This window comes from Planococcus sp. TJ-307 (assembly GCF_058268435.1).
Genome location: NZ_JBZDOJ010000001.1, coordinates 83136 through 102555 on the forward strand (window position 1 = coordinate 83136; position 19420 = coordinate 102555).

Consider the following 19420-nt stretch of genomic DNA (forward strand, 5'->3'; position numbering starts at 1 on the left):
GCATGCCCCATTCATCCGAATCGATGAATGGGGCATTTTTTCTTGAAAAATGATAATGGAAAAAGTAGAGCCTGTCTCAAAAGTAAAAAAAGCGTACCTAAGTTTTAGGCACGCTTTTTTCCTTATAAATGTATCGTTTGTTCAAAGGTTGCTTATTTAAAGAAAGGTGTTTTCTTCAAGGCGATGGCCACTGGAATCGCAATAATCAGGCCAACTGTATTTTGGACAAGGTTGCCGGGAATGGAAGCTGCCGGGATGATCCAGCTGCTGAAAATGATGGCTTCACCGACATAGTAAATTGCGACCATTAATGGAATCGACACGATGGCAGCTAAAATATTAAAGCGTGTACTGCCACCGTTTCTACCGCCTGACCAGGCAATTTTTCCGACCAGGTAGCCTTGTAGGCCGCGTGCCACTATGGTAATCGGTGCCCACAAAGTCCAGCCAGAAACGAGGTCAAACAAGCCCATTCCGACCGCGCCAGCAATTAGTCCTTTTTTAGGACCGAAGAGGATCGCAATGATGAAAAGCATGGCAGTACCGAGGTGCACAAGTCCGCCGTTTGCCGCAATCGGCAGGCGGATGTTCAATAATAATGTAGCAACAAAGACAAGTGCAATGGCCATAGAAGTTAAAACTAAATCAAGAGTGCGGGAATTATTTGCAGGTGAGTAGCTAGTTGTTTTTTGCATCGTTGGTAACCTTCCTATCTTTTCTTTTTCAGATAAGATTAGCAGAGATGTGATCTAGTTAAAAGTATCAATTCTGAATAAAACTTAGGGGTCAGTTTTATTTTCCATTTATAAACCTGCTGAAGAAGAGCCATTTGCAGCAGGTTTCAGGACCCCGATAATTTGGGCATAACTACTTTCGCTTCTACACCAAAGTGATCCGAAATAACGGATTTGTTGCGGTTATTGAAAATGACTTGTGAAGATAGCACTTCGATGGGGCTGTTCGCTAAAATCAGATCGATGCGCAAATCCTCTTTGTTGTCATTCCACCCTGTGATTTTCCCTTGGACTGTTGTTCCCTTGTCTTTATGAGCTGCCAACTCATACGTATCGTAAAGTTTTTCATTGGTTAAGTAGTCATAGCCTTCGCGAGGCAGGGAAGCACTATTATTAAAGTCTCCCATCAGAAAGGATAGACCATCCTGTTTAATTTGCTCCAAAAGCCGGTCTGCCTGCTGTTTGAAAGGTTCTTCTTCGTCCACCCACCAGCCCATATGGCAGGAGTAAAAAGAGATCGGCGTATCTTGGTAATCGATTTGCACACCAATAATTTTTCGGGTTTTCCAGTAAGTGATATCCGTGCTTTGGCTGACGAAAAAAGAATTCTCAGCTGAAATCGGATGCTTGGTTAAAATGGCGACGCCTTCTTCATAAGTTCCGTAAACCAAATGGGAAAAGCTCCAGACAAGCGAGTAGTCTGCAACGCCGATCCTTTCAAGTTCCTTGAGCAGGACAATTCCGAAATTGTCTTCTTTGATGTCGTCATATAACAGCTCAGCGTTGATTGATTGGTTGACTTCCTGAAGGGCGATCACGTCATAATGCTTTTCTTTGATGGTTTCTGCCAAATGTCGGATTTTTTTGTATTGATTTTCTTCATGCCACGAATGGCAGTTCAAGGTTAACAAATTCATGTATTCAGCCTCCTGATTTATTGTTCTTATAGGAAAACCCAGCAAGCAGACGGAGAAATTCCGAATGCTGCTGGGTTTTAGGGCGTGCTTTACATCAAACGACAGGTTCGCCATGAATAATTTCCATGATGTCCTGATCCTTTGCTGCGATAGCGCCGGATTTTGTAAGTTTGATTGATTGGCCTTCTTCAAGATTCGTGAAGACAACTGGTGTAATGATTGATGCTGCATTTTTAGCGATGTAATCCAAGTCCATCTCCATTAGAAGCTGTCCTTGTTCAACAAGGTCGCCTTGTTCAATATGTGAAGTAAACCCTTCACCTTTCAAGTGAACCGTATCAATACCAATGTGGATCAGAATTTCCGTTCCGTTGTCTGCCGCGATGCCGATAGCATGCTTGGTAGGGAAGACGGTAACGACTTTACCGTTTACCGGAGAAAAAACTTTTCCTTCAGTTGGCTTGATGGCAAATCCGTCTCCGACCATTTTGCCTGAGAATACTTGATCCGGAACTTCTGAAATTGGTAGAAGTTCACCGGTAATCGGGCTGTTGAATTCCAACGGCGTTCCTGATGCTGATGCATTTTCATTTGGTGCCGCAACTTTGGCAGCTGGTCGAGGTGATTTGCCATTGATGATGTCTTGCATTTGTCCGCGCAGGCTGTCTGAAACAGGTCCAAAGATGGCCTGGATGTTGTTGCCAACTTCCATAACGCCTGAAGCGCCAAGTTTTTTGAGTTTCTTTTTATCTACATTGCCTTTATCTTCTACACTGACGCGCAAGCGTGTGATACAAGCATCAAGGTGTGTAATGTTTTCCTGTCCGCCCATAGCCGCAAGAATTTCATATGGAAGGTCGCCGATTTCTCCTGCTTCTTCTTCGCCTTCTTCATCGTCTTCACGTCCAGGCGTCATCAAGTTGAACTTTTTGATCGCAAAACGGAAACCGAAGTAGTAGATGACCGAGAAGACCAGACCCACAACAATAACCCAGAACCATTCTGTTCTGCCAGGAAGTACCCCGAACAGCAGGAAGTCAATCAGTCCGCCGGAGAATGTCATCCCGATCTTAACGTCGAGCAAGTGCATGGTCATGAACGACAGTCCTGCAAAAACGGCATGGATACCGAACAGGACAGGTGCTACGAACAAGAATGAAAACTCAAGAGGTTCCGTAATCCCTGTAAGGAACGAAGTCAAAGCACCTGAAAGCATGATTCCGCCGACAAGTTTCTTTTTCTCAGGGCGTGCACAATGGTAGATAGCAAGTGCAGCAGCCGGAAGACCGAACATCATGAATGGGAATTTACCAGTCATGAATGTACCTGCAGTAAAGTCAACGCCATCCTGCAGTTGAGCAAAGAAGATCCGCTGGTCGCCACGGATGATTTCTCCGGCAGTGTTTGTGTATTGGCCAAATTCAAACCAAAACGGTGAATAGAAAATATGGTGCAAACCAAATGGAATCAATGAGCGTTCAATGGTACCGAAAACGAATGCCGCAAGCGTCCGGTTTGTTTCCAGCATAAAGTGGGAAAGTGTGTTCAAACCTGTTTGGGCAAATGGCCAAACCAGGTACATCACGATTCCAAGGAAGACAGCTGAGAAAGCAGTGATGATTGGGACAAAGCGCTTTCCTGCAAAAAATCCTAAAAACTGTGGCAATTGAATATTAAAGAATTTATTGTACATGAAGGCAGCCAGCACACCGACGATAATCCCGCCGAAAACACCGGTTTGAAGTGTAGGAATTCCCAATACATTGGCGTATGCCGGGTCAGTGGTCATTTCCATGGTAATTCCGCCAAATGCTTTCATCGTAACGTTCATGATCAAGTAACCGATGATCGCAGCAAGTCCTGCTACGCCATCACCACCGGCTAGGCCGATCGCAACTCCGACAGCAAACAGCAAGGGCAAGTTATCAAAAATGACCCCGCCGGCTTCTGCCATAATGAATAGGAGCGATTGAATCCAATCGGCTCCCATAAACGGAACCGCTTCCAAAAATGAGTCTTGTGCAAAGCTGGTACCAAAAGCCAATAGGATCCCGGCAGCTGGCAACAATGCGACAGGCAGCATGAGGGCTTTACCTACTTTTTGCAATGTGCCGAACAAATTGAATGACATGTGATTTCCTCCTCGTTGGTTCGAATATGAGACATGAAACAGGCCAATTGAATACAAAAAAAGACATGAGCAGAAAAGGCAAAGTTGATAAGAGGGCAGAATCGTCCTAAGCGTCAACTTTAGCATCTTTTCATACTCATGCCTGATCGAATCAGTAACACGTATGGTCAGAATTTATGTGTCAAGCGTTGCAGATGAATTGTCAAATACATGACTTCAGCTTCATCTACAGGCTTATTCAATTGGTTTTGCATAACTTTAATGAGCTTCCATGCAAGATTATAGCACACAGGATATTCACTTTTCAACATCGCTGCCAATTTATTTTCTTCACCCAGTGGATCTCCTTTGTCTGCGCGGTCGATGGCGCGGTGAAGGTGCTGAATGAGACGGTGGTAATCAATATTGTCTTTTTTCAACTGGATTTCCAAGCTGTTTTCGATGATGCCGACCATTTTTGCAATCAAGGTATGGTAGCGGTTGATGTCGCGCAAGGACTTGTCGGTAACAGCACTGTGGACATGAAGCGCGATAAAACCAATTTCCCCTTCCGGAAAGGAAACCCCCGTCTGCGCTTCCACTTTTTGCACCACTTCTTTGGCCACCATGTATTCTTTCGGATACAGTGATTCGATCTCGAACAAAAATGGATTGGAGAATTGAATGTCTTTTTTTGCCCGACTGATGGCAAACGCGATGTGGTCTGTCAGTGCGACGTGAATATGTTCGTTCAGTTCTTTGCCCATTTTTTCCTCGATAAACAAGAGCAGCTCATGAATAAAAGCAATGAGTTTTTCTTCAATGTAAGGAAGCAAGTTGACGTATTGCTCCATTTCTTTTTCGTCCTGCAGCAAAAAGGTTTTATCTGCTTCCTCAAAAGGAACAGAATCCCCCTTTTTCCGGTTAAAGCCAAGGCCATTGCCGATCAATACAGCTTCTTTGTATGTATCATTGCTGGCAATAACCACGTTATTATTTAAAACTTTTTGTATGATTAAAATTTGTTTCATTTTAGCCTCCACCTGCCTCCGGTGTTTATTTCCGGTCTAACTGGCATCACGAACGATTTTTCTGCAATCTATATAGGCCGATCCCAATCAGCATTTTAAACGGGGTCAGAGGGCACATCTGGAAAACACTCTTCAACTGGACGACTTTGTGCCTCTGCTAAATAAAAATCTGAAAATTACTCTATCCCATATTCTAGCATTTCTTTTCTTTTTGCAATAGCCATTGAACTGGCTTCCTAAATAACAGTTGTTGCACATTCATTGAGTTTAAAAAAAGCAAGGCGTATACTGAGGCTAAATCGATTGTATTACTAGCAGGAGGTAATGGAGTGGCAATTAACCCTAAAGCCGTCTTTTTGGATATGGACGGAACAATTTTAAACCATACAAACGAAGTGAGCATGGATACGAAAGAAATCATAGATGAACTTCGAAGTGCTGGCGTATTCGTTTTTATCGCAACAGGAAGATCGGCTGATGAATTGGTAGAAATGTTGCCAGAAGGATTTGCGGTAGATGGTTTTATAACAGCAAATGGCATGGCCGGCTACATTGGCGAAGAAGTTGTATTCGAACATGCACTGCCGATGGATTTGGTGGAAACGGTTCTGGAGAAGGCGCGTGAACGTGAAATGTATTACGAGCTTTTCCCGCACAGAGAGGCACGGTTGGTGCTGAACCAAGACAAAGAGTTTGTGGAAGCGGCAGTTCGGGACCCAAAACCCGATTCCGTACAGACCAACGAATGGATTTCCCGCCAAAAAGCGATCCAAGAAGAAATTGAGTGGACCGATGAAATTACAGGCTCTCATTTTTCCAAGTTTTACTTTTTCTCAAGAACCCGCGATGACATCAACGACTGGAAAATCGAATTGGAAATGCTGCAGGAACATATGGAATTTACAATGACTCCTTCTTCTCCGCATAACGCGGAAGTAATGGTCGCAGGCGTCAACAAAGCATCCGGCATTGCCCAAATGTTGGAGCGCTTCGGGTTAACGGGTTGTGAAACACTGGCCATCGGAGACAGCGATAACGATGTGAAGATGTTTGAATACGTCAGCCACGCTGTAGCGATGAAAAATGCAGCAGGCCACATACAGGAATTAGTGGATGAAGTAACGGAGTTCAGCTGCGACGAAAACGGCGTCTACCATTACTTGAAAACCAAGGTATTGGCTCCTTTGGAAGCAAAAGCACCAAAAGCATAAAGTGAATAGCTCCAAAAAATCCCCCAAAACGGCCACCCTAAAGGTGAGCGTTCTGGGGGATTTGATTTGGATCGGTGTTTCATTGTCAGCAAACGGAATCGTTGGATTTTGGTACTGACAATCCGAACAGTGGACGCAAGTACAAGGCAACAAACGTACCGGCCAATGCCAAGATGCCCCAAATATAGCCGTGCAAGCTGAACGAAGCAATGCCGCCAAAGTAAGCGCCGATATTGCAGCCAAACGCCAGGCGGGCACCATAGCCCATCAACAGGCCGCCAATAACCGAAGCGAAGAAATTGCCAACTCGTACTTTCGTGAATTTGAACAAGCCGCCTGCAGCTGAAGCAACAAACGCCCCGATGATAACCCCAAAGTTCAAAATTGTGGTGGAATCGGCAAAGATTGAAGACTCAAGCATCGCTGCATTGGCACCTTGCCAATATCCCCAGCTTGCTACGTCAGCGCCAAAAAATTCAGCGATTTTCGATCCCCAAAGAGCAAAGGCCGACGTGATGCCCCAAGGTGTTCCGCGGACCATCAATGTTAATGCATTTAAACCAGCCAACACAATTGCAGCTGCGAACAACGGCCATGAACCGCGGAAAATCCGTCTCCATCCAGATGCCGAAGGAACAGGCGCCATTTTTGGTGCGCGTCTTTTTTTCTCAATCACAATGCTGATCAGCGCAATCAAACCGAAAATGATAATCGACACAAGCCAGGCACCGCCATAGCCAAGTCCAGTAGACGTTGCCAATGAAATGGGTTCGAATGCTGGAAGGTCTTCTGTCCAAAATGGCAAATGGTAAGCGCCGATTGTTGTTCCGATGATGAAGAATATCAACGTAACAAACATTACGGTACGTCCGCCGCCAATTGCGTACAATGTACCGGAAGCACAGCCGCCGCCTAGCTGCATGCCGATACCGAAGATAAAGGCACCAACAATCAGGCTGACGCCGACCGGCGAAACATAGCCGGCAACTTCAGTTCCGAAGAACGAGTAACCGTATGCCAAAATTGGCGCAAACAAGGTTACAGCAACTGCCAGCATCAGCATATGCGACCGCATTGCCTGTCCGTTTCCGACAGATGCCAAGCGCCGAAATGCTGAAGTAAAGCCGAAGCGTGCGTGAAATAATGTGTAACCGAGTGATAGCCCGATAATGAGCAGAATTGGCTGGGAAATGTGCTGAGTAGCCAACAAATAAACCATCAATAAGGCTGCAACGACCAATCCGCCGACAATTAATGGAACTTGCGGACTGTTTAAAGCTGTATCTTTTCGTGCAACGGGCTCTTGTGCATCGTTGACCGGTTGAACTTTGGTAATAGAAGTCATGAAATCATCCTTTTCTTAGTGAGTTAGTCGGGAATACTCCGTTATCATAATGCTTGAGCTGCCCGGTGTCAAAAGAAATTGTTTCGGAATCCTGGTTTGCAGGTGTTTTGGAGGAAAACTAAATACTATATTATGTTGTATTAAAGAAAACAGCTTTTATTCATTTCTTTGGCCTCTTTGGGCAGGGCTTCTGCAAAAACTAGGCAAGGGCAGCCTGTCTTCTTGCTTCGCCTCGCACTAAGAGAAGGAGTGGATTGAAAGCGAGTTTAGTTTTTTACTATGCTCCTAAAAAAGCATGGAGAAAATCGGCAGGCGAAAATCAGCAGCACAAGATATATAGAAATAATTTTGGCTGGTAAAACGGAAAAGTGGGAGTAAGCTCTTCTTATAGATAAGCACTTAAAAACGAAAAGCTCTTGGGATGGGTGTATACTTAAAAAATAGTTAAAACAAGTGCGTGTTTGGAGGAAATTGGATGTTCAATGATATCACAGTAAAAGAATTGATTCCTTTAAGTGAAGAAAAGAAAATGGTGCTGATCGATGTCAGATCGCCCTCTGAATTTCAAAATTTTTCAATTCCGAATAGCGTCAACATCCCGTTTTTCGATGATGCAGAACGTGCAGAGATCGGCACGCTCTACAAACAAGTAAGTGTCGAGGCGGCTAAAGCACGTGGCCTTGAAATCATTTCCGCCAAACTGCCGGCATTTGTTCAGCAGTTTAAACAAATTGCAGGCAATAAAACGGTGTTTTGCTGGCGGGGCGGAATGCGCAGCCGAACTACAGCCACATTGCTGTCCTTAATGGACGTTCATGTCAGCCGGCTGGAAGGCGGGATCCGTGAATACCGAAGATGGGTCATCAATCAACTGGAGCAGCCGGAAGCGCCGTTTAAAGCGTATGTATTGAACGGTTTAACTGGAACAGGAAAAACAAGAATTTTAAAAGCACTGGAAAAACAAGGCTACCCTGTTATCGACTTGGAAGGTTTGGCCAATCACAAAGGCTCTATTTTTGGCCACATTGGCGTCGAACCGAACAACCAGAAAAAATTTGACTCGTTGTTTGTCCAGCAATTCCGGGAACTCGAAAAGTCGCCGTTCGTGCTGTTCGAGGCGGAAAGTTCGCGAATCGGCAAAGTGGTAATCCCAAATTGGGTGACCGAACTGAAAGCCAATAGCGTTCAGTTCATTATCGAAATGCCGATGGAAGAACGAATCAAAGAAATCATCGCGGACTATCGCCCTGTGGAATACCAGGCGGAATGCGTCGCTGCTTTTCAACGAATCAAAACACGGATGCCGCAAGATATTTCAAAACAAATCGAATCGGATCTGGAATCCGGCGAATTTGATTCTGCTGTCCGCTTGCTGCTGGAGTATTATTACGATTCCCGCTACAAGCACACCAACCTTCAATACCCGGATACACAGAAAAAGGTGCTGCGGGTCCAAAACCTGGAAGAAGCCATTGAAGCGATCAAGAGCCATATTCCGGACATTGAGAAGTCTCCTGCGGGCAATACGGGTTGAACCAGAAGTATCTATTTTTCAACTCTTCAAAAGGTGTATGTAGGCGCTTTTCGCTCTTTTCTTGCTATATGTATCATTACAGCTTGATAAGGAAGCGAAGTATTTGTTTTCAAAGCATACTCCTTACTTATTTTGTAGTCAGAATCAGCAAGCGTGCAATAAAGGTAGTTAATTTGTTGCACAATCAAATTTTACTCCAAAAGAAAATCTCCTCGACCTCGTGTTGAAGGGATTTTCTTTTGTCTCGAGCAAAGTTGATTCGCGCTACGCAGTCAGAGATAATGAAAGAACGGAAAGAATTGTCGGACTGTCTTCAGAAATCAGGCATCTCAGGAGGGAACTGGCCTTATGAATTTCTCACTTAATGAAGCAAAAATAAAAAAACTATGCGGACAGGCTGCTTATAAAAAAGGTCGTGCTTTTATTCAGGCAGGCAAAATTCAACTGATTCCAGATTCCCATGATGATCGCTTTATGAAAGGCATTGTCACAGGCCGCAATGAATTTCATGTCAGTGTCAAGCAGGAATCCGATGGAGAAACTTTGGCTTCTTGCAGCTGTCCGCCGGTCGGTTTCGTGAAAACTTATTGCCATCATATTGCCGGTGTTTTGCTGGCGATTGATGACATGCAGCAGCGTGAAAATCCCACGGCAAAAATGCTGGATTTGTTTGCCCGGCAAACTGCAGGAACAAAAGGCAGACGGCAATATTTTGACAAGCGGCAAGTGCTTCAAGTGGAATTTAGTCTTTTGCCGGTCTTGCTGGTGGAAGCGGGTTATGTGTTCGGCTTAAGGCTAGCTGCGGGGATACAGAAACTTGAACCCATAGAGAATGTTGGGGATTTTCTGGCGGCGGTAAAGACGGAGGAAGCGTATACGGAATCTCCAGGATTCCACTATTCGCCGCAAGATCATCGCCTGCAAGAAGAAAGTGAACAGGTCCTTTCTTACTTGGCGAAAACTCGAACTGCCGGAACTGGTGAGAGGCAACAAGCCAGCCTGTTGGTCTTGGCGGCTTCGGACTGGGAGCGGCTGCTGCCTTTATTGCAGGCTGCGCCTATGGTCAAACTTGTCGGCGCAGGACGGATTACAGAAGGTATCCGCATTGAAAAAGAACTGCCGCTGTCTTTTCATTTTGATCAAAGCCGTTCCGGTGGGTTTCGGCTGGATGTGGAAGGATTAGAAGAAGTTCTAATTTTAAAAGCATATGACATGGCGATTGCAGAGGGCGCCTTGGTCTATTTGGCTGAAGAAGATGCCCGGCGTTTGGCGGAACTGAAAGAATTACTGCCCGGTTCGATTGACCAGCTGCTCATTCCGGCAGAAGACATGGATCATTTCATGGCCACGGTTGTGCCTGGATTGGAACGGGTAGGAAAAGTGCACATTGCCGATGCAGTAGCAGAACGGCTGGTGGAGACGCCTCTTCGCGCTAAGCTGTATCTTGACCGTATTAAACATCGGCTGCTGGCCGGGGTGGAGTTCCATTATGGGCATTTGGTCATCAACCCTTGTGAAGAACCAGAAGATGAATTCCGCCATTATCCCGGAATTCGCCGCCAGCGCCAGCAGGAACAGGAAATTCTCCAGCTCATGAAAGACAGCGTGTTTACACAAACCGATGGTGGATTTTATATGCAAGATGAAGAAGCGGAATACCATTTTCTGTACCATATGATTCCGGTGCTGGAAGAGCTAATGCAGATTTACGCGACGACAGCCGTTAAGCTGCGTGTTCAAAAAAACTATGGCGGTCCTAAAGTAAAAGTTGAAATTAGCGAGCGCACCGATTGGCTGGAGTTCCGCTTTGATCTTGGAGACGTGCCGGAAGCAGAAATCAAAAAGATTTTGAAAGCCTTGGAAGAAAAGCGTCCCTATTATCGAATCCCTAACGGTACGTTAATGTCTTTGGAAACTGCTGAATTCATGGAGCTAAACGATTTTTTGCGTGAATTGGATGTCACCGCAGCTAATTTTGGGCGAGAGGAAATTCGCGTACCGCTGATCCATGGGTTGCATTTAGCCGCTTCATTGGATGACGGGCAGCTGCTCGATCCAGGTGCCAGTTTTGCTCACTTGCTGCAAAACTTGAGTCAACCAAACGAACTGGCTGCGGATATACCGGAAAGTTTGAATGGGGTATTGCGCGATTACCAGGAAGCCGGATTCCGATGGCTCAAACTGCTGGCCCGGTACAAATTCGGTGGCATTTTGGCTGACGACATGGGGCTCGGCAAAACCTTACAAAGTATTGCTTTTATCGTTTCAGTGCTGCCGGAAATTCGCAAACAGCAGCAGCCAGTGCTGGTGGTCGCCCCTTCATCGCTCGTCTACAACTGGCTGAATGAATTGACGAAATTTGCGCCAAGCATCAAAGCCGGAGTTATTGATGGCAGTAAAACGCAGCGAGCCTCATCCATCCAAAAAACAAAAGGTTTGGATGTGGTTATCACTTCCTATCCGTCGCTTCGCATGGATCAGGTGCTGTACCGAAACCAAAGCTTCCACAGTTTGTTTCTGGACGAGGCGCAGGCTTTTAAAAACCCGGTGACGCAAACAGCTAAAGCAGTCAGGGATATTCAGGCAGATCACCGATTCGCACTAACTGGCACGCCAATTGAAAACTCGCTGGATGAATTATGGTCCATTTTCAATGTGGTGTTTCCAGAGCTGTTGCCGAATCGCCGGCTGTTCAGTGAAATGAGAAGCGACAGCATCAAGAAGCGCGTACGACCGTTTATCCTGCGCCGTATCAAGGCAGACGTGTTGACCGAGCTGCCGAATAAAGTGGAGACGATGCATTTTTCAGAGCTGCAGAAAGAGCAGAAAAAATTATATGCGGCATATTTGGCCGAACTAAAGCAGGATGCGCTGAAGCATTTGAATAAAGACAGCTTCCAGAAAAACCGCATCCGGATTTTGGCGGGTTTGACCAGGCTGCGCCAATTGTGCTGCCATCCCGCATTGTTTGTCGAAGGCTACGATGGCGGATCTGCCAAGTTTGATCAGTTAATGGAGCTTGTGGAGGAATGCCGTCTGTCCGGCCGTCGCGTGCTGGTGTTTTCACAATTTACGCAAATGCTTGGAATTATTGGCCATCAATTGGCAAGAGAAGGCGTGCCTTATTTTTACCTGGATGGCCAGACACAACCGATAGAGCGGGTAGACATGTGCCACCGTTTCAATGAAGGGCAAGGAAATTTGTTTTTGATTTCCTTGAAAGCTGGCGGGACCGGCCTGAATTTAACGGGAGCTGATACTGTGATTTTGTATGATCTTTGGTGGAATCCAGCGGTCGAACAGCAGGCTGCTGACCGTGCCCATCGCATGGGGCAGAAAAAAGAAGTCCAAGTGATTCGTCTCGTTGCCAAAGGCACCATTGAAGAAAAAATCAATGAACTCCAGATGAAAAAGAAAAATTTGATTGACGATGTGATCCAGTCGGGTGAAGAGCCGCTGAAAGCAATGACCGCTGATGATATACGGGAAATTTTGACGATGTAGCAGGTGGGCTCAGCCGCACGACGATAGCTGCCTCTTTCGAAAAGGAATTATTGCGCTGGGTTTGGTAAAATGAGTGAAAGAGATGAGGTGTTGAGATGGATCCGAAAAGCATGCTGGAAAAAGTAAAAAACCGAATTCCCGATGTATTGGGAAACAAAGATTTTTCAAAATATGCAATCCTATTGCCTCTTATTGAAAAAGACGGAGAAGTTCATGTCCTTTTTGAAATTCGCTCTTACGACTTAAGAAACCAGCCCGGTGAAATCTGTTTTCCCGGTGGAAGGATTGACTACGAGGACCAGACAGAAGAAGACACCGCAGTCCGGGAAACAATCGAAGAATTGGGGATAAGCAAAGCCGAAATTTCGGATATTTTTCCATTGGACTATATTGTTTCGCCTTTTGGCATGATCGTCTATACCTTTGCGGGCGTTATTGACCGGGAGGCTGAGTTTGTTCCAAATCCACCAGAAGTCGACAGCATCTTTACCGTGCCATTATCTTTTTTCTTAGAAAATGAGCCAAAAGTCTACCGCATCAATTTTGATATCCAGCCGGAGGAAAGCTTTCCTTATGATTTGATTGCTGGAGGAGAAAATTACAATTGGCGAACGCGTCAAGTGGATGAACATTTTTATATATACGAAGATAAAGTTATTTGGGGTCTGACTGCCAAAATCCTCGCACATTTTATTGAGATCATTCGCTGAATGGTCTTTTTGTTTTGGTAAAGAACGGGTCTTTTATCGCAATTTCGGAATTAGAGCAAGAGAAGCTTTAAAAGGACTGCAAGAACGTGTATAATTATTCATATTACTGATAATTAAAATTATTTTTACAAAAAGGAGTCCTGACGATGACGACGTATCAGCTTGAAGTTATTGAAAACAACAGCAAAAAAGAAAAGCCGGCGAAAGACCAAGTGCCATTCGGGACGACATTTACAGATCATATGTACATCCTGGAATACCATACCGAAAAAGGCTGGTACGATCCGAAAATTGTTCCATACGGCCCCATTACCTTAGATCCTGCAGCGATGATTTTTCACTACGGCCAAACGGTTTTTGAGGGAATGAAAGCCTATCATACAGAGGATGGACGCATCTTATTATTCCGTCCGGAAAAGAACTTTGAGCGTTTGAACCTGTCAAGCGAGCGCCTTAGCATTCCACCAATCGATAAAGAGCAGGCTTTAGAGCATTTGACGCAACTAATCAAGCTGGAGAAAGAATGGGTGCCGAAAACACCGGGAACTTCCCTATATATCCGTCCTTATATCATTTCAACAGATGCCAACCTTGCAGTTGGACCGTCTCAAACCTATAAATACATGGTCATCTTGTCACCGGTAGGCTCTTATTTCCCGGGCGGCCTTCAGCCGGTAGTCATTCATGTAGAAGATAAATTTACCCGTGCTGTAAAAGGCGGAACCGGTATGGCAAAAACCGCAGGCAACTACTCATCAGGCTACCAGGCGCAAGCCAATGCCAAGAAAGAAGGCAATGCGGATGTGTTGTGGCTGGATGGCGTTGAGAAGAAATACATTGAAGAAGTCGGCAGCATGAACATTTTCTTCAAAATCAATGGAGAAGTGGTAACGCCTGAGCTAAACGGCAGCATCTTAAAAGGCATTACCCGTATGTCCATTATCGAGTTGCTTGGCACGTGGGGAGTCACCGTAACCGAAAAGCGTGTTTCTATTGATGAACTGTACGAAGCATATGAAGCGGGCCAAGTAGAGGAAGTGTTTGGCACCGGTACAGCCGCTGTCATTTCACCAGTCGGAGAGCTCAACTGGCAAGGCAAAAAAATGATCATCAACAACCACGAAATTGGTGAATTGTCGCAAAAGCTATACGATACAATCACGGGCATCCAAACAGGAAAACTCGAGGATACACTCGGCTGGACCGTAGAGGTAAAATAAATCCACAGCGACCAATTAATTTTTTAGCCCATGGCTATCGGCTTATCTTTCCAGATAAGCTGATAGCCATGGGTTTTTAGCTATGCTATTAAATTTGAAGTTTAAAAATGAGGGTAAAGGAGAACATATGGAAAGAAAGAGGGAGGTATTAAATAATGGGAGGAAACAGAAATTTTACGGAGAGAAAAAATTACTTCTGGAATGAGCTATATGGGTTGCATTAATTATGGTTAATGGGTATTGTTATCCGGTGGATATTTCGCAAACCGAATTAGATTGATGATCTACATAGATTTTTTTAACTTATATAGTTTTTATAAAAGAAAAGAGGGTGTAAAGCATTGAAAAGCTCGACCGGTTTAAAACGCGTCCAATTTATTTTGCTGATGGGTGCACTGACTTCTTTAATCCCATTTACGATCGATATGTATTTGCCTGCTTTTCCAATTCTAGTGGATGTCTATGAAACAAATGCAACATCTGTCCAATTGAGTTTAACTGCTTGTTTGCTTGGACTCGCATTTGGCCAGCTGATCACTGGCGCACTTAGCGATGTGCAAGGAAGAAGAAAGCCGCTCTTAATTTCCCTCGTGGCTTACATCTTGGCATCAGTCGCCTGTATCTTTGCCCCGAATATTTACATATTTGTTCTTCTGCGTTTTGTTCAAGGGTTTGCGGCATCCGGCGGCCTGGTTATTTCCCGGGCAATCGTACGGGATGTCAGCAACGGAGCCGAATTAACCAGGTTGTTCGCTTTGTTGATGGTTGTCCATAACCTCGTGCCGTTGCTGGCGCCTTCTGTTGGCAGCGGGGTGTTGTTGTTTGCAGATTGGAGAGGGATTTTCCTTGTGCTGACGGTTCTTGGAATTATCCTGCTGCTGGTTTCAGCTTTCCGCCTAAAAGAAACCTTGCCGCTTGAAAAACGCGTACCAAGCAATTTGAAAGCAACATTCACCAATTTTGCAGGAATCTTAAAAAATCGACAGTTTACAGGTTATGCATTAGCGCAAGGGTTTCTGATCGGTGGGGTATTCGCTTATGTATCGGGTACACCTTTCATTTATCAAAATGTGTATGGCGTATCGCCGCAGACTTTCAGCCTTTTGTTCGGCATGAACGGCATTGGACTGATTATCGGCAGTTATGCTGTTGGCCGTTTTTCTCACGTCTGGTCTGAAAAACGATTTTTGGAAACGGCTCTTTATACTGCCACAACAGCCGGAGCCGTATTATTGGCGGTGGTTTTGCTGGATGGGCCCCTATTGGCAGTCGTCATTCCGATTTTCTTTTTCATCACTTCAATTGGCGTGGTGGGAACAGCTGCCTTTACTCTTGCAATGGAAAGCCAGGGCCATGTAGCCGGAAGCGCCTCTGCCTTGCTTGGCTTGCTGCCGTTTGTTCTTGGGGCAGCGACAGCGCCATTAGTCGGGATTGCAGGAGAAAATACGGCAGTTCCAATGGGCTTGGTCATTTTCATCATGTGCTTTATTGCATTGCTGGCATATATATTCCTTGTGAAAAATACATCTGCATCAACTGCTGAATAATTAAAAGCTCAGAATTTATTCTGGGCTTTTTGTATTGCGTAAAAATACCTGTTTTTACCAGTTTACAAAAGCTAAACAAACCCCGTGTCATTGCTTAACAATCGGATTCTATACTGAGCTTGTTCATCAATTGACTGGAGGGAAAAAAATGATACGCAAAAAAATGAGATTAAAGGTACTTCCGATTGCTGTAGCTTCTGCATTGGCACTGACGGGCATCACTTCTATTGCTCTTTCCGCTGATGCACAAGTGCCCGGCAAGAACCAAGGGAAATCGCCTGAACACAGCCAAGGCAAAGGCAAAAACAAAGGCAGCAAAAAAGACGAAGTGCAAAACATTATTTTCTTAATTGGTGATGGAGTGGGGACGTCTTATACATCCGCACATCGTTACTTGAAAGACGATGCTTCTACGAAAATGGTTGAAGACATGTCTTTTGATTCGTATTTGGTCGGACAGCAGTCGACGTATCCAGAAGATCCAGCACAAAACATCACAGATTCAGCTTCAGCAGCCACAGCAATGTCTGCTGGCATTAAAACCTATAACAACGCAATTGCTGTAGATAACGACGAAAGTGAAGTAAAAACGGTTCTTGAAGCTGCGAAAGAAAAAGGCAAAGCAACCGGACTGGTCGCAACTTCTGAAATCACGCATGCCACACCGGCATCATTCGGTGCGCATGACATTGCGCGGAAAAACATGAATGCCATTGCAGACGATTATTACGACGAATTGGTTAATGGCGAGCACAAAGTTGATGTTCTTTTGGGCGGTGGAGTCGATTTGTTCGACCGGACGGACCGTAACCTTACGGAGGAGTTCCAAGAAGACGGGTACAGCTATATTACAGACCGGGATGAGTTGTTAAGCAATAACGACGAGCAAGTGCTGGGATTGTTTGCACCAGCCGGTCTTCCAAAAATGATTGACCGTGATGACAGCACACCGTCATTAGCCGAAATGACAGAATCGGCCATCGATCGATTGTCTGAAGACGATGAAGGTTTCTTTTTGATGGTAGAAGGCAGCCAGGTTGATTGGGCAGGACATGACAACGACATCGTAGCTGCAATGAGCGAAATGGAAGACTACGACAAAGCATTCCAGGCAGCGATTAAGTTTGCTGAAGAAGACGGCAACACGCTTGTTGTTGCAACGGCTGACCATTCAACAGGTGGCTTCTCCATTGGAGCAGACGGCATCTACAACTGGTTCGGCGAGCCGATTAAAGCGGCTAAACGCACACCAGACTTCATGGCTCAACAAATCGTTGAAGGCGCTGGCGTGGAAGAAACCTTGAGCGAGTATATTGACCTTGACCTGACCACAGAAGAAGTGGATGCTGTGAAAACAGTAGCAGCAGAAGGCGAGTATACTGAAATCGATAATGCCATCGAAAAGATTTTCGATAAGCGTTCGCATACCGGCTGGACAACTGGCGGCCATACGGGAGAAGATGTGCCTGTTTATGCTTATGGTCCAGCAAGCAATCAGTTCACAGGGCAACTTGATAATACAGACCACGCAAAAATCATCTTTGATTTACTGAAAGCAAAAGTGGAAATAGACGATAAGTAAAACAGCAGCGAAATGAGGAACTGACATGAAAAAAACTCTTTATGTATTGGCATTCTCCGCACTCTTGCTCGGAGGCTGTTCAGAACAGGACAATTCGACTGTGACAGCTTCAGCTGCTGCTGTGCAAAATGAGATTCCAGCGTATTACGAAGACTATGTTACGAGTCCGCAAGTGACAGATGATCGCGTACTGCAGGAAACAGGGCAGCACAAGCGGGATGCTAAAGGAGAAGCGACAGCAAAAGCGGTGAACATGGACAAAGAAACCTATGAAATAGGTGGAGTGGAGCTGACTATAGCAGAATCGAAAGTTCTTCAGTTCAAGCCAGACTATAGCTTGATTGATTTTTTCCACTCCTATACACATGACCAGGAATTTGAAATCGTGAAAATGTTCGTGGAAATCACCAATACATCCGATCAACCGCTGCATTTTGCGCCAGTAGCCTTATTGGAGACAGATGCAGAGGAACTGAAGATTTGGGAAGATGATATTTACTTGGAGGAATTGAATGGTGAACTGGCCGCGGGTGAAACAAAGCGAGGCAATATCGGTTTTATTCTTGAAGACGGCAGCTTCGATTCGATAACAATCACCACCAGCGATGTCTATGACGGCCAGGACGAAAAATTAGCAGAGGCATTGGAATTCAATAGAAGCTTCGAATAATCACAAGCTGAAATCCAGCAGGCTCATGTTTATGAGTCTGTTTTTATGTTGCAAAAAGGTGATTTTAAAAAACTAAAATTCAGAAAAATCCATCTTTTTATATTTTTAAAATGAAAATTACGTTGTATGATAAACGCAACAAGGGACAAGAAGTTTGAAAACAATATGTGGTCGTATTCAGGTGCGGAAAAGCCCTATACAAAAGTGGAAAGGGGATGGTTTTCTTGAAGCTGATTGAACTGTACATCAAGGAAGTAATGAGGAGGCTTCCTGAAAAAAAGCGGGATCAAGTTGAAGCAGCGTTGCGGTCAACGATTGGCGAGAGGCTTCCGGAGGATTATTCAGAACAAGATGCTAAAAATATTCTTTCAGACTTGGGCCATCCTGCCGTTACGGCAAGTCGGTATGCGGAGAGACCAATGCATTTAATAGGACCGCGATATTATGACCTTTACCTCGAATTGTTAAAGCTCGTCCTTCCCATTGCCGTCACGGTGACAACTATTGTCGTACTGGTTGTCACAATTGCATCAGGAGCTGGAGAAGAGCCGATATTCTCCATTATCGGAAATTTGATTGAAAGAGTCATTTCGGGAATCATCACCACTGTGATTCAAGCGGTATTTTGGCTGACGCTGGTCTTGGCGGTTGTTGAGCGGGCTGAACATTCAAAATCAACACGGCCGCTGGCACTGAATTTTGAGGAATGGACACCGGATGACTTAAAGGAGTTGCCTGAGCGGCCGCATATCTCGAAAAAGAAAAAAATTCCAAAGAGCCAAATATTCGGCAGCCTGATTTGGACCGCAATTTGGACAACCGTTTATTTTAATGCGGGCAAGCTTCTCGGAATTTACCAGGAAGGTCAAAGAGGCGGATTGGAATTTACGACACCCGTCTTTAATCAGGCGGTACTGGTTTCCTATTGGCCCTTGATTATTCTGGTGGTGGTGCTCGAAATCACGTTAGCAGCCTATCAGTGGCGGGCTGTGCAATGGACCAATAAACTGGCGCTGTTCAACACCTTTGTTCAACTCACATCCGTGCTGGTGTTTGTGCTGATCTTTACTAACTCCAACTTGATCAATCAAGCATTTCGCCAAAGCGTTGAAGGTCTCTTTGGCAGTCTCTCAGCGCTTAATTGGCTGATTGGCAGCATCGTAGCAATTGTCATTATTTCTGCGGTAGTGGATGCCATCCAAGGCATTCGGAAAGCGAGAATTTGAAAAAGGCTGAACGCGCATGGGAGAAATATTGCCTGTGCGCGTTTTTGAAATTAATAACTAATTTGTATAATGTTTTTGT

General features: G+C 45.0%; 14 protein-coding genes. 9 read left to right on the forward strand and 5 right to left on the reverse strand.

What is annotated here, in order from left to right:
- Positions 1-152 precede the first annotated feature (152 nt).
- From AC4EHK_RS00380 to glcT, 4 genes are all read right to left on the reverse strand, one after another.
- On the reverse strand, positions 153-695 hold the full coding sequence (locus tag AC4EHK_RS00380; protein WP_490976821.1) for an ECF transporter S component: 543 nt from the start codon (positions 693-695) through the stop codon (positions 153-155).
- Between the two features lie 146 nt (positions 696-841).
- The gene (locus AC4EHK_RS00385) at positions 842-1651 is read right to left on the reverse strand and encodes an endonuclease/exonuclease/phosphatase family protein (RefSeq protein WP_490976822.1); all 810 of its coding nucleotides are present in this window, start codon (positions 1649-1651) and stop codon (positions 842-844) included.
- A 94-nt stretch (positions 1652-1745) separates the two neighbouring features.
- Positions 1746-3782 (reverse strand): glucose-specific PTS transporter subunit IIBC, encoded by a 2037-nt coding sequence (gene ptsG, locus AC4EHK_RS00390; RefSeq protein ID WP_490976823.1) that lies wholly within the window; start codon positions 3780-3782, stop codon positions 1746-1748.
- A 167-nt stretch (positions 3783-3949) separates the two neighbouring features.
- Positions 3950-4792: a glucose PTS transporter transcription antiterminator GlcT gene (gene glcT, locus AC4EHK_RS00395; protein WP_490976824.1), complete on the reverse strand. Its 843-nt coding sequence runs from the start codon at positions 4790-4792 to the stop codon at positions 3950-3952.
- Positions 4793-5121: 329 nt separating this feature from the next.
- Between glcT and AC4EHK_RS00400 the strand changes: the two genes are divergently transcribed.
- Positions 5122-6003 (forward strand): Cof-type HAD-IIB family hydrolase, encoded by an 882-nt coding sequence (locus AC4EHK_RS00400; RefSeq protein WP_490976825.1) that lies wholly within the window; start codon positions 5122-5124, stop codon positions 6001-6003.
- 85 nt (positions 6004-6088) lie between these two features.
- On the opposite strand, the gene AC4EHK_RS00405 is transcribed toward AC4EHK_RS00400, so the two are convergent.
- A complete protein-coding gene (locus AC4EHK_RS00405; protein ID WP_490976826.1) occupies positions 6089-7348 on the reverse strand; it encodes a YeeE/YedE family protein in 1260 nt (419 codons plus the stop codon).
- Between the two features lie 475 nt (positions 7349-7823).
- On the opposite strand from AC4EHK_RS00405, the gene mnmH reads away from it, so the two are divergent.
- From mnmH to AC4EHK_RS00445, 8 genes are all read left to right on the forward strand, one after another.
- The gene (mnmH, locus tag AC4EHK_RS00410) at positions 7824-8882 is read left to right on the forward strand and encodes a tRNA 2-selenouridine(34) synthase MnmH (protein WP_490976827.1); all 1059 of its coding nucleotides are present in this window, start codon (positions 7824-7826) and stop codon (positions 8880-8882) included.
- Between the two features lie 348 nt (positions 8883-9230).
- On the forward strand, positions 9231-12386 hold the full coding sequence (locus tag AC4EHK_RS00415; RefSeq protein WP_490976828.1) for a DEAD/DEAH box helicase: 3156 nt from the start codon (positions 9231-9233) through the stop codon (positions 12384-12386).
- A 95-nt stretch (positions 12387-12481) separates the two neighbouring features.
- Positions 12482-13096 carry an NUDIX hydrolase gene (locus tag AC4EHK_RS00420; protein ID WP_490976829.1) on the forward strand — a complete coding sequence of 205 codons (615 nt, stop codon included), beginning with the start codon at positions 12482-12484 and terminating at the stop codon, positions 13094-13096.
- 146 nt (positions 13097-13242) lie between these two features.
- Positions 13243-14316, forward strand: coding sequence for a branched-chain amino acid aminotransferase (locus AC4EHK_RS00425; RefSeq protein ID WP_490976830.1), 1074 nt, complete (start codon positions 13243-13245; stop codon positions 14314-14316).
- A 341-nt stretch (positions 14317-14657) separates the two neighbouring features.
- Positions 14658-15863: a multidrug effflux MFS transporter gene (locus AC4EHK_RS00430; protein ID WP_490976831.1), complete on the forward strand. Its 1206-nt coding sequence runs from the start codon at positions 14658-14660 to the stop codon at positions 15861-15863.
- 148 nt (positions 15864-16011) lie between these two features.
- Positions 16012-17445 (forward strand): alkaline phosphatase, encoded by a 1434-nt coding sequence (locus tag AC4EHK_RS00435; RefSeq protein ID WP_490976832.1) that lies wholly within the window; start codon positions 16012-16014, stop codon positions 17443-17445.
- A 25-nt stretch (positions 17446-17470) separates the two neighbouring features.
- Complete coding sequence (locus AC4EHK_RS00440) at positions 17471-18115, forward strand: DUF4352 domain-containing protein (RefSeq protein ID WP_490976833.1); 645 nt, start codon at positions 17471-17473, stop codon at positions 18113-18115.
- A 224-nt stretch (positions 18116-18339) separates the two neighbouring features.
- On the forward strand, positions 18340-19341 hold the full coding sequence (locus AC4EHK_RS00445) for a hypothetical protein (RefSeq protein ID WP_490976834.1): 1002 nt from the start codon (positions 18340-18342) through the stop codon (positions 19339-19341).
- Positions 19342-19420 lie beyond the last annotated feature (79 nt).

Bases quoted from the DNA above. Each gene is read 5' to 3' on its own strand.
- AC4EHK_RS00380 (WP_490976821.1), bottom strand. From the start codon at position 695: ATGCAAAAAACAACTAGCTACTCACCTGCAAATAATTCCCGCACTCTT.
- AC4EHK_RS00385 (WP_490976822.1), bottom strand. From the start codon at position 1,651: ATGAATTTGTTAACCTTGAACTGCCATTCGTGGCATGAAGAAAATCAA.
- ptsG (WP_490976823.1), bottom strand. From the start codon at position 3,782: ATGTCATTCAATTTGTTCGGCACATTGCAAAAAGTAGGTAAAGCCCTC.
- glcT (WP_490976824.1), bottom strand. From the start codon at position 4,792: ATGAAACAAATTTTAATCATACAAAAAGTTTTAAATAATAACGTGGTT.
- AC4EHK_RS00405 (WP_490976826.1), bottom strand. From the start codon at position 7,348: ATGACTTCTATTACCAAAGTTCAACCGGTCAACGATGCACAAGAGCCC.
- mnmH (WP_490976827.1), top strand. From the start codon at position 7,824: ATGTTCAATGATATCACAGTAAAAGAATTGATTCCTTTAAGTGAAGAA.
- AC4EHK_RS00415 (WP_490976828.1), top strand. From the start codon at position 9,231: ATGAATTTCTCACTTAATGAAGCAAAAATAAAAAAACTATGCGGACAG.
- AC4EHK_RS00420 (WP_490976829.1), top strand. From the start codon at position 12,482: ATGGATCCGAAAAGCATGCTGGAAAAAGTAAAAAACCGAATTCCCGAT.
- AC4EHK_RS00425 (WP_490976830.1), top strand. From the start codon at position 13,243: ATGACGACGTATCAGCTTGAAGTTATTGAAAACAACAGCAAAAAAGAA.
- AC4EHK_RS00435 (WP_490976832.1), top strand. From the start codon at position 16,012: ATGATACGCAAAAAAATGAGATTAAAGGTACTTCCGATTGCTGTAGCT.
- AC4EHK_RS00440 (WP_490976833.1), top strand. From the start codon at position 17,471: ATGAAAAAAACTCTTTATGTATTGGCATTCTCCGCACTCTTGCTCGGA.